This is a genomic window from Vibrio sp. V39_P1S14PM300, assembly GCF_009904765.1.
Classification (GTDB): domain Bacteria; phylum Pseudomonadota; class Gammaproteobacteria; order Enterobacterales; family Vibrionaceae; genus Vibrio; species Vibrio proteolyticus.
Map to the genome: position 1 here is coordinate 1 of NZ_WXWP01000169.1, position 11,198 is coordinate 11,198.

Sequence of the window (11,198 nt, forward strand, 5' to 3'; positions counted from 1 at the left end):
CTTGTAGGGATGTTGGTTTTATAACTCTTGATACTCGGCGATGGGCTCTCGTCCGCGTACAGCCAGGAAGTCGAGGAATTGCTGGACGCTGTGAGTAACGACTTTGTCGGTACTCACACCGACACGATCAAGCAACTCACTGACCAGAGTCAGGTTACCAACATCTTGGCAGAAGTGTGCATCACTGCCAGTGGTAAAATACACGCCTAGCTCTTTACCGATTTGTGCAATCTCATAGCAGCGGTCGACACTGCCTACCCGGCTGTTGCCTTTTAGCGTGGTGTTGTTGATCTCAATCGCAACGTGATGTTCCGCCGCACACGCCAGTACGCGATGAAAATCAAAATCGAAATTAGGATTCCCTAAGTGACCCAACGCGTCTACTCGACCACCTTTGATTGCATTGATCAATGCTTGAGTATGTGTTGCCACGTCCGATGGACGAAACACCGGTTCATGAAAACTGCCGATAACCCAATCAAGATTCTTATCGACACTAGGGTGGATATCAATCTCTCCAGCTGTATTCAGGATATTAGATTCGACCCCTCGGATCACAGCCACGCCATCCAAGAAACGGGGCAGAATACGCTGGTTGGAAAAGAACCAATAATGGGGCGCTCCCGGCATTGACTCTGAGTGGTCGGTGGTACAGAACATCGCCAAACCATTTTGTTTGGCCAGTTTGGCGTTCTCAATCAAAGTACTGTATGCGTGCCCACTGGCGTACGTATGTGTGTGGGTATCCACCACAAGTTCCATAACAACTCCCTACCCGTTTGCGTTTATTTCGTGACCAGTTTAACACTTACGTCGAGATAGGTCTTGTGTTGGTTTACAAGTTGGTAAGAGCCTGGCGGCTCAGCGTTCATCCTTGGGGGTGTCCATCACCACCATGGTTGTGATCGAATTGATATGCGGGTATTCACCCAACACATCTGCGTGAAAGCGTTTGTAGGCATTCAGGTCGCGCGTCTCTACACGGATCAGGTACTCATTCGCACCGGTAATATTGTGAATTTCCGTCACCTCTTTGGCAAAACGCAGATGCTCCTCAAAGCCGACCTGAGATTGTTTGCTGTGATTGGCTAATCCAACAGAAACATATGCAATAAAACCGATACCGAGCTTTGTCCCATCAAATACGGCTCGGTAACCTTTTATCACCCCGCTTTTTTCCAGCTCTTGTACCCGACGTAATGTAGCAGACGGTGACAATCCGACCCGTTCGGCCAGCTCAACATTGGCAATTCGTCCATCTAACTTCAGTTCACGCAATATTCTTTCGTCTATTCTGTCCATAACCATTAAAAGTTGCAGTTCAATCCGGATTTCATCAAATAAAAACACACAATTGCGCTGCATGCCAAGTAGTATTTTGGGTTGTCGGCCGCCACTTCTTTCATCAACTTTGAGTGATTTTTCTATGGAATTTCAACAACTGGGTGCTTTAGCCCTGTTTGCGTTCGTCGCTACGTTTACCCCAGGTCCCAATAACATCATGCTGATGACATCGGGCGCCAACATCGGCCTGCTGCGCACTATCCCACATATGATAGGCATCATTATTGGCTTTGCGGTGATGCTGTTAACGGTCGGCCTCGGCCTCAGCCAAGTCTTTAATACGTTTCCATTACTGCATGACATCTTAAAAGTCGCCAGTCTGGCATATTTGCTGTATCTGGCAGCGATGATTGCGGTTAGTAAGCCCAAAAGCGCCACTCAGGACTACCGTCCGATGACGTTGCTTTCGGCGGCCGCTTTTCAGTGGGTAAACCCTAAAGCCTGGTCAATGGCATTGTCGGCAATCAGTTTGTTTTACACCAATGCGTCGGTCAGTGGCCTTCTGTTTATTTCTGTCGTATTTGCTGTTGTTACCGCGCCGTCAGTGCTTATCTGGACATTAGCGGGCACACAATTACAGAAATGGCTGACCAGTCCAAAACGTACCCGAGTGTTCAACGTCACCATGGCTTTGATGCTGGTTGGTTCGACCATTCCGATGATTTAACCCCCTAGCTGCTGAACCAGAAAATCTGTCAGTAAACGGACTTTGGCTGAGAGGTTACGATTGTTGGGATACAGTGCCCAAATACCTTCGCGTTCATCACGGTATGCCGTGAGCACTTCGGTCAGTTCGCCGGACTCAAGATCCTCCTGGATGTAGTAGTCCGGCAATTGAATCAAACCCAAACCGCGCTTGGCTGCATCACGAAGCGCAAAGCCACTGTTACACTTCACCCGCCCCGTCACCCGAAACGAGCGTGCTTTCCCTTGATCGCGAAAACGCCAGTATTCATTGGTCCCAACCAGACACTGATGCTGAGCGAGCTCCGATAAAGTATGCGGTTCACCAAATCGATCCAGATACGAATGACTGGCACACACATGTAACTGACGGGTGGCCAGACGACGAGCGATAAAGCTGGAGTCTTCCAGACGTCCCAAACGAATGGCAACATCAATTCCCGATTCAATCAAATCTAGTTTCTGATTCGTTAAGATAAGTTCGAGATCAACCTGAGGATGCAACTCAAGAAACTGATTAAGAAGCGGTGCCAGATGCAGCTCACCATAGGTGACCGGGGCGGTGACTTTGAGCAGTCCCTTCGGCGTGGACTGCATCTGCGTGACGGCCAACTCAGCCAGTTCCAACCCCTCAACCAGATGTTTGCACTGATGAAAATACAGCTGACCAGCTTCGGTCATGGTGACTTTTCGTGTCGTGCGATTCAGCAGTTTGACCGCCAAACGCTCCTCAAGAGCGGACACTCGTCGACTGATCTGAGCAACCGACGTGTTTAGTTTTTTCGCCGCTCCTGTGAAGCTGTGTGTTTGCGCGACTGCGACAAACTCACTCACGCCTTCCCAACTAGCCATTGAATATCTCACCTCTTAATTATTACAAATACGTAAAAATTATTTTCAATTTACACCAATTATATTCCTTTTTGAAACGTCTATACTCTTGGGTATTCCAACTTCATGACGCTGTAGCCTCCCATCTTCAGCGCTATGATTAGCCCCTACTGATTGAATTAAAAGGAAACTCGAATGGCTCTTGAACTCAAACCCGGCCAAACCTCGATTAAGTCTAAAGCAGCTGTTGCATGGGCTGCTGGCGAACCTCTGAAAATGGAAGAGGTCGACGTACAACTACCAAAGGCAGGTGAAGTACTGGTGCGCATCATTGCAACCGGTGTGTGTCATACCGATGCGTTTACCCTGTCTGGCGATGATCCAGAAGGGATCTTCCCGGCAATCCTTGGTCATGAAGGGGGCGGTATCGTCGAAATGGTTGGCGAGGGCGTTACCAGCGTGTCGGTCGGCGATCACGTGATCCCACTTTACACCGCGGAATGTGGCGAGTGTAAGTTTTGTAAATCCGGTAAAACGAATCTGTGTCAGGCAGTACGTGAAACTCAAGGTAAAGGTCTGATGCCAGATGGCACATCACGCTTTTCCATTAACGGCGAAACCATCTATCACTACATGGGGTGTTCTACATTCTCGGAGTACACCGTATTGCCCGAAATTTCACTGGCAAAAGTTAACAAAACCGCTCCACTTGAGGAGGTGTGCCTACTCGGCTGTGGTGTCACAACGGGTATGGGCGCCGTACTCAACACCGCTAAGGTGGAACAAGGTGCCACTGTGGCGATCTTCGGTCTGGGCGGAATTGGTCTGTCAGCCATCATTGGCGCACGTATGGCGGGTGCTTCACGCATCATCGGTATCGACATCAATGAAAGCAAATTTGATTTAGCCAAACAGTTGGGCGCCACAGACGTGATCAACCCACAGACATTTGACAAGCCGATCCAGGAAGTGATCGTTGAAATGACGGATGGTGGCGTGGATTATTCGTTCGAGTGTATCGGTAACGTCAATGTGATGCGTCAGGCGCTGGAGTGCTGTCATAAGGGCTGGGGGGAATCCGTCATTATTGGCGTGGCTGGCGCCGGTCAGGAGATCTCAACACGTCCGTTCCAGCTGGTCACCGGACGTGTATGGCGCGGTAGTGCCTTTGGTGGAGTAAAAGGACGCTCTGAGTTGCCTGAGATTGTCGAGCGTTACCTGGCGGGTGAGTTTGGCTTGCAAGAGTTCATCACCCACACTATGGGGCTGGAAGACGTTAACCAAGCTTTTGAGCTGATGCATGAAGGCAAAAGTATCCGTAGCGTTATCCATATGGACAAATAAGCGCACCACCCACGTGCCGCCTCGTCAGGCGGCACCGTTTTACCAGAAAGGGGATACCAATGACGCTAGAAAATATCAGTCAGGCGAAAGTTTTCGGTGGCTGGCACAAACAGTATTCATTTGAGTCCAATACGCTCAAAGGCCGCACTCGCTTCGCAATTTTCCTCCCGCCCAACGCCACGCAGGCAAATCCGGTTCCGGTCTTGTACTGGTTGTCTGGCCTTACCTGTACCGACGAAAATTTCATGCAAAAAGCCGGCGCGTTCCATATGGCCGCAGAGCTGGGAGTTGCGATTGTCGCCCCCGACACCAGCCCGCGGGGTGACAAGGTCGCCGATGACGACAATTACGATCTGGGCCAAGGGGCGGGCTTCTATCTTAACGCGACGGAGATGCCCTGGGCGGAGCACTACCAGATGTATGACTTTATTACCCAGGAATTGCCTGCGCTCATAGAGCAAAATTTCCCAGTTACCGATGTGAAATCCATTTCAGGACACAGTATGGGCGGACATGGCGCGCTTACCATTGGCCTGAAAAATCCGCATCAATACCGCAGTATTTCTGCGTTCAGTCCAATCAGTAACCCAATGGCCTGCCCATGGGGACAAAAGGCGTTCAGTCACTATCTGGGCAGTGACTCCGAAAGCTGGAAGGAGTACGACGCCAGCGAACTGCTCCGCCAGACCAAATCACCGTTGCCTATTTTGGTAGACCAGGGCGACGCCGATGGATTTCTGGTTGAGCAACTCAAACCGCAGAGTCTGATTGACGCCGCTGCAGTACATCACTCCGCGTTGAAGTTACGTATGCAGCCTGGCTATGACCATAGCTATTATTTCATCTCGACCTTTATTGGTGATCATCTCAACTTTCACGCGCGCTACCTGTTTGCGGAATAAACGAAAACGAGCCAAATGGCTCGTTTTTCTTATCAGTCGTGCTTTTTAAACCGTGACTCCAAACTCCATAACAATCGTTTCAGTTTCGACCAGAAATGGAACAACAGAATGATCCCAAGCAGCATAATGGCGACCGACAGTAAGATGTCACTCAAATTCATCCCAAATAAAAGCCCCCCTTCACGATCCGGATAAAGCCATTCATGCAGCAACGGATGGAGCAGTAAAAAACTCCAGCAAAGCCAAGTCAGCGTATTGATCAACGAGTCCCGCAGTTTTATACGAAAACGGCGTTTTTCTTTGTTATTGATGATGTAGAGCCGGTTTTGGTTGTGAAAATGAAGCTTTCGCTCTTTGTCACTCATCTGCGTCCTATCCATCGCGGAAACTCTCCCCCCGATCCGGGCTGTCCCATACGGCTTTTTGACCGCGTTTACGTAAAATCGCTTTCGGTACTGCCACGACCACCGTCACGACATTCAGCATCCAATACACCAGCGGATACCAGATGCACCATAAGAAATTGCGAAACAAATTGGAGTCGTAATTCCGGTCAATCATGATGCTGACCGAGAACTGCAGCAGACACACGAAGATCAATGCCAGTCCGGACCATTCAAAGGTCAACAAATCCATCGCTTTGACATTTTCGTCAATGGAATAGGCATCAAACAAGTGTAATGCCGTCGTCGTCACCACCGAGTAACTCCATAAAACACTGATCATGTATTCAAACAACAGCGGCCAAAAATGCGTTTGGCCACGATAGAGGGCCGGTAAGCCATATCGCAAAAATACTTCCGCCCCCCCCTGCGCCCAGCGTAGGCGCTGTTTGTACAGGCCACGCAGCGTTTCTGGCATCAACACCCAGCAACGCGCCAACGGTTCATAATGGATCAGCCAGTTTCGCATTTGCAGCTTCCAGCTAACGTCGATATCTTCGGTGATCATATCGGTGCTCCAACCACCAATATCGACAATGGCCTGCTTGCGGAATGCCACAATCACCCCTGAGACGGTAAACACGGTGCCATAAATGCGTTGCGCGCGTTTGATCAGACCTATGATCGACGAGAACTCACCTGTCTGTAGTTTGCCGATAATGGTGGAGCGCGTTCGTACCCGGGGGTTGCCCGTGACGGCCCCCAGCTTGCGACTATGGAGGAAACGCTGAACCATCCAACGCGCAGCCTGAGGATCCAGCAGCGCATCACCGTCAATGCAAAGTAAAAACTCACCGCTGGTGTGCTCAAGGCCGTGATTGAGTGCCGACGCCTTTCCGCCATTGTCCTGATGCACCACGACGAGACGTGGCTCAGACAGCGCTAATTCGTCGAGCCGCGCTGCCGTGTCGTCTTTGCTGCCGTCATTGATTGCCACCACCTCAAAGTTGGGGTAATCAAGTCTCAGCGCCTGACCAATGGTTTCATTGACGTTAGCGCCTTCGTTATAACATGGCACCATCACTGACACTTTGGGGTAGTGAGGCAACTGCAACGGCCCTTGTTTCGCGACCTTAAGCTGCGCCCGCTCCCAGTGAAAGTAGTAATACACACCGCCACAGGTCCAGACCAAAGCCATAATGCACGGATAGAGATAGACAAAATAACTCAGCCACAACAGGAACTGGTGATAGTTGTCCATACCAGCACTCATTTCGCCCCCTCCATCTTGCCCGAGTTGGAGAACACCGGACGCAACACCTTGAGATCCGGCTGTGCGGTAATAAAATCATCCGGATAGTACCCGTAGTGTTGAATGCCTTCTTGCGCGATGATTTTCATCTGCTGTGCCAGCTCTTCTGACGACAGCGGTTTACCAGTGCGCCAGTTGCGGGCCTGAAGCTCAAACACCAGCTTGTCGGCCGGAACACTTTGCAGTGACACCTTGGCAATATTGCGCAACCAGGCCATCGGCTGCTCTGCCTGTTCCATATAGGGCATCGCCATTACTGCGGTGTAATCGTACGCCTGGCCAAACGCAGACATACTTTGCGCAAACCACGCTTCGCTGGCTGGGTTAAGCACTGCTTCTGCGTAGATATTGCGCGCCAGCATCATAGGGGAACCGCTGCCAGACGCGTACTGACGGGCGTTTTCTGCTAAATCCAGCGTAAAATCAATCAGGTATTGTGTCTTGCGCTGAATCCAACTGGCCATTTGCTCGCCATCCTCTCGGATTGCAGTCACATTAGGGTTTAACCCCCAACGGCGATACTGTTGCAAAGCGGCCGGAGACGCATCTTCGAAATCCGTCAGGAAAGCATCATCATGGAACAAGATGCCAGCAAACTTGCCGTATGCCCCCAGTTCACGGTATATCTGCCGAATCGCATTACGATTTTTCACTGAGAAAGGCGATAAACGCAGATAACGCCCTTTATCTGGCGCACCGAAGCGCACATCGGTGACGTACTGGTAATTTGGTCCCAGATCAAAGCCAAGTACTGGCATCCAGGCAAACACTTTGACGCCAGCACGAGTCTTCAACTGCCAGGCGACCCGGTTAAACAGATCCGCTCTGACTGGCAGATAACTGTTCTGAAAGTAGAGTGCATCCGCCACGCCGTCACCATCCGGATCCGCAAATGCCTGCAGGTAGACCGTATTAATCCCCGCCCCTTTGATCCGCTCAATCAGGATATCCAGATTGCGATTCATCTCGGCCGGATCGTCTGAATAGACGTAATCAAGATCCACATGCACAATGCGTTCGGAGCCTTCAAATTGGGGCTCTCCGGAGAGAATTTCATCCAGTCGGTCCAGGTTAATCTCCTGCTCGATCAGATAACGTTTCACATTGCGGCCAGACTCATGCACCGAATTCACACCTTCATCCAATGACAAGGCGTATGTCATACCGACTTTATCCGCCACTTCCAGCGCCGCCAGATTGTACGCACCATACGGCCAGACCATGATTCGGGGTGGACGGATACCGTGTTTCACCATTTGGTCTCGGCTCTGCTCGAAGTCGCTCAGCAAACGCTGTTTGTACTGGGTCAGAGTTTCGTAGCGGCCTTGCTTGGGATCATAAGCTGGTGAGGTCACTGCCGGCTCTTCATTCCCGAATGAGTTAGCGTAAATACCGTAATGCGAATTGTAGGTATGCGAAGCAATCTCAATCAGTCCGGAGTCCTGCATCTCTTTGATCTGTTCCCAGTTGAGAAAGCGCTTTTGTGAGATCATCAGCTTGCCATACGGCACCATGCCATTCGCAGAAGGTTCCAGCCAGTGACCGACTATCGCCATCACCGCCGGGAAGTTGTACAACTTGAGAAGCGGATACACGGTGTAGTAGAAGCTGGCGTAGCCATCATCAAAAGTCAGCAGTACAGCTTTGTCAGGTAACGGGGCTTTACCAGTTTGAGCATCAATGATTTGTTGGAAGCTGACCGGGTGATATCCCTGTTGTTTAAGCCAGTTAAAGTGCTCCACCAATCGGTCGCGGGTCAGCGTGTCCGGAAAAATCTTGGCATCCGGCGTTAAGCGTAGATCAATGAAATCGTGATAACACAACGCAACGTACGATAAGTCATCCCTTGGAGCACTGCGCAAAGGACGGGGCACCAGTTGGTTGAAGTGATGAATAGTACGGGTATTGTCCAGTTCACTCACTGTCATGTTTGCAATCGATGGTGTGATGCTGGCATCGGCCGCCTTAGTACTGGCAACAGACAGTACGGCGATGATCAGAATGATGATTTGTGACATATTCATGGTGCAAAACTCACAACAAAATTAACGAACAGGTAGTCGTTATACTCCCCGTCTCCGTCATAAAAGGCTTTACTGCGTCCGGCGCCGTAGGCGAAGGTAGCCCGATGGGATACCTGCCAGGACTGCTGATAATTGACGTCCCAGTTCCACTCACTGCCATAACTCTGTTGCCAGTAAGGCCCCGTCGACAGCACCAGTTGATGATCCAGGCTCAATTGATCCGCCAGACGCTGATGGTAGATCTGCGTCAGGCTCAGCGACGCATAACGATCTTCAAGCGGGTTGAAATACTCGGCCTGCGGGATATCCTCGTTGCGTGACTGACCGAGGTACAACGCACTGCGCAGACGGTAGACGTCATTGCGATACAGCTCCCCATCCAACCAGGTCAGCGCGGTATAACGTTGGTTGTCATCGGTAAAATCGGCGTAAGCGAAAGAGGCGCCCCACAACAATGCATCGGACCAGCGATAACGCACACTGCCGATGACATCATCCACGTAAGTGTCGTTTTTGAGTGCGCGTAACGGAGTGTCGGCCGAGTTGTTACGGTAACTGAGCGAAAAAGACCAGTGATCCGAGCCACGATAGTCACCTTTAAGCCAGAAATAGCTTTTCTCATTCAGCTTCGCGCCCTGACCAAGCTCTGCTGTCAATGTCAATGGATAGCTCACCCATTCGCCACCCAGCCCAAAGTACCGGGCATAAAGATCACGTTGGTCAAACATACCGAAGCTCTGTTGGTCATGTACAAACAGGCGCGCCCCTCCGAGTGCCCGTTGACTGTACAAATAGGCATCGTAACGCCAATCTTTGGAGGCGTTGATGGTGGCACCATCAGAGCGACCATGGCGAAACTCCCCCTGAATATATGCCGCTTCTTTTTGGTCAATAACTCGATTAATTTGCCGCGTCTCCATACGTGGATAGCGCTGATTGATCGCGTCACGCTGTTCTGAGACTTGATCCCAGGCACCACGCTCGGCGTTCGCCATTAACGTCGCCTTATCGACCAAAGCATGGTTTTCCTCCGCCAGCAGGGCTCGGGCCTGTTGATAATACGCAATGGCCTTGTCCTGATTGCCGCGCCAGTTCTCGAAATCCCCCATCGTCAAGATGAGATAAGGGTTGCCGGGTGCTTGCGCATACAACTGGTCAAGCAGCTTCTCCGATGTCTGCATATCACCACGAGCCGCGAAATGCATCGCGTTCAGCAGTTGCAGGTTCTGATAGTTGTCGTTGGTCAAACGGACGCTGCCGGTATAGTCCCATCGGGTAGCAGGTGTTGAAGCAATGGCTTGCTTCAGGACAGCGTTCGCGGCATCAAACTGTTCGCTGTCCATATAGCTGTTGTACAGCTTGGTTTTTAGTTCTGAGTCGGATGGTGCTTTTTCGTAAGCCATCGCATACACCTTTGATGCCGCTTCAGGCCTGTCCGTCGCCAACCAGTAGTCAGCCAGAGTTAAGCGTGCATAATTCGGCAAATCCGGTAACGGCTCCATGTATCGCGCCACAGGCTCTGCCTGCTGATAATCTTCGAGTGCAACCAAGGCCGTCAGCAGATCGTAAGTGACCGGTCGATAGAGCGGGTGCTGCGGTGGGATTTGTTCACGCAGGCGCTGCAAACTCTGAGCACTTCGACTTAAAGCCTGGTCAGACTGAGCCCGTCGGCCGTTTTTCAGTTGCGTTGTCGCCGCATAGTAGTCAAACCACAACTGATCCACCGGGCCAAACCAATCGGGATGAGAATTCAGCAAATCTGATACGGCGGGAGCAGCACCCAATCTGAGCGCCGCCTTATAAAAGGCGATGCCGACCTCGCGATTGTCAGGTTCAGCCTGATACCAGCGCTGGAGCGCAAATACTTCGCCGACCTGATCATCCAACGCCCGTGCGATGTACACTTGGGTCTGATAAAAATCGCCATTATGTACGAAGTGACGCTGGTAATAATTAAAGGCACGGCGTGACTCCGTTAAATCGTTGCGCTCTGCACTGACCAAAGCCAGCCCCAACCACCCCTCACGGTTGGCGGGTTCGATCTGAGTGAGTTGCGAATAAAACGTCTGAGCACGCTGCAACTCCCCTTGATTACGGAACGCCTTCGCCAGTATCTCCAGCGATTGCGGACTGAGTGAGTTTGCGGAACAGGAACCACAAGCACTGAGCGCAAACTGAAGCTGGCCATCCCAGGAGTCAATCGCAATCAAATCATTCAGTACTTTATGATCTAAAGTCTGACGATAAAGGGATGACAATCCCTCTAATGCATTATTGACATCTCCATTCCTAGCCTTAAAAACATAGTTTTCCCTGAGTTGATTTATATCGGTATTGGCATAACAGGTGCTGGCTGCCAAACCAACAATTAGAG

The 11,198-nt window shown here is 50.9% G+C and carries 10 protein-coding genes; 3 read left to right on the forward strand and 7 right to left on the reverse strand.

Translation table 11 applies throughout. The features are described 5' to 3' along the window. Positions 1-18: 18 nt before the first annotated feature. Together CAG65_RS08360 and CAG65_RS08365 are read right to left on the reverse strand one after the other, a co-directional pair. A complete protein-coding gene (locus CAG65_RS08360) occupies positions 19-762 on the reverse strand; it encodes a phosphatase (RefSeq protein ID WP_161453328.1) in 744 nt (247 codons plus the stop codon). A 99-nt stretch (positions 763-861) separates the two neighbouring features. After that, complete coding sequence (locus tag CAG65_RS08365) at positions 862-1,302, reverse strand: Lrp/AsnC family transcriptional regulator (RefSeq protein ID WP_040902975.1); 441 nt, start codon at positions 1,300-1,302, stop codon at positions 862-864. A gap of 124 nt (positions 1,303-1,426) precedes the next feature. On the opposite strand from CAG65_RS08365, the gene CAG65_RS08370 reads away from it, so the two are divergent. After that, entirely contained in the window at positions 1,427-2,011 is a 585-nt protein-coding gene (locus tag CAG65_RS08370) for a LysE family translocator (protein WP_021706488.1), read from the forward strand. Here the strand turns inward: CAG65_RS08370 and CAG65_RS08375 are convergent. After that, positions 2,008-2,880 (reverse strand): LysR family transcriptional regulator, encoded by an 873-nt coding sequence (locus CAG65_RS08375; protein WP_161453329.1) that lies wholly within the window; start codon positions 2,878-2,880, stop codon positions 2,008-2,010. The two genes, CAG65_RS08370 and CAG65_RS08375, sit on opposite strands and share 4 nt — an antisense overlap. 174 nt (positions 2,881-3,054) lie before the next feature. On the opposite strand from CAG65_RS08375, the gene CAG65_RS08380 reads away from it, so the two are divergent. Both CAG65_RS08380 and fghA read left to right on the forward strand, forming a co-directional pair. Next, entirely contained in the window at positions 3,055-4,203 is a 1,149-nt protein-coding gene (locus CAG65_RS08380) for an S-(hydroxymethyl)glutathione dehydrogenase/class III alcohol dehydrogenase (protein WP_161453330.1), read from the forward strand. Positions 4,204-4,262: 59 nt separating this feature from the next. Beyond that, a complete protein-coding gene (fghA, locus tag CAG65_RS08385) occupies positions 4,263-5,105 on the forward strand; it encodes an S-formylglutathione hydrolase (RefSeq protein WP_161453331.1) in 843 nt (280 codons plus the stop codon). A 32-nt stretch (positions 5,106-5,137) separates the two neighbouring features. On the opposite strand, the gene CAG65_RS08390 is transcribed toward fghA, so the two are convergent. From CAG65_RS08390 to pgaA, 4 genes are all read right to left on the reverse strand, one after another. Further along, positions 5,138-5,485, reverse strand: a complete 348-nt coding sequence (locus tag CAG65_RS08390) for a hypothetical protein (RefSeq protein ID WP_161453332.1) — start codon at positions 5,483-5,485, stop codon at positions 5,138-5,140. Then, positions 5,478-6,761: a poly-beta-1,6-N-acetyl-D-glucosamine synthase gene (pgaC, locus tag CAG65_RS08395; RefSeq protein ID WP_237668781.1), complete on the reverse strand. Its 1,284-nt coding sequence runs from the start codon at positions 6,759-6,761 to the stop codon at positions 5,478-5,480. Before pgaC ends, CAG65_RS08390 begins: the two co-directional genes overlap by 8 nt. After that, positions 6,758-8,824 carry a poly-beta-1,6-N-acetyl-D-glucosamine N-deacetylase PgaB gene (pgaB, locus tag CAG65_RS08400; protein WP_237668782.1) on the reverse strand — a complete coding sequence of 689 codons (2,067 nt, stop codon included), beginning with the start codon at positions 8,822-8,824 and terminating at the stop codon, positions 6,758-6,760. The genes pgaC and pgaB overlap by 4 nt, the downstream gene beginning before the upstream one ends. Beyond that, the coding region (gene pgaA / locus CAG65_RS08405; protein ID WP_161453333.1) for a poly-beta-1,6 N-acetyl-D-glucosamine export porin PgaA at positions 8,821-11,198 on the reverse strand (2,378 nt) is incomplete at its 5' end. The genes pgaB and pgaA, both read right to left, overlap by 4 nt.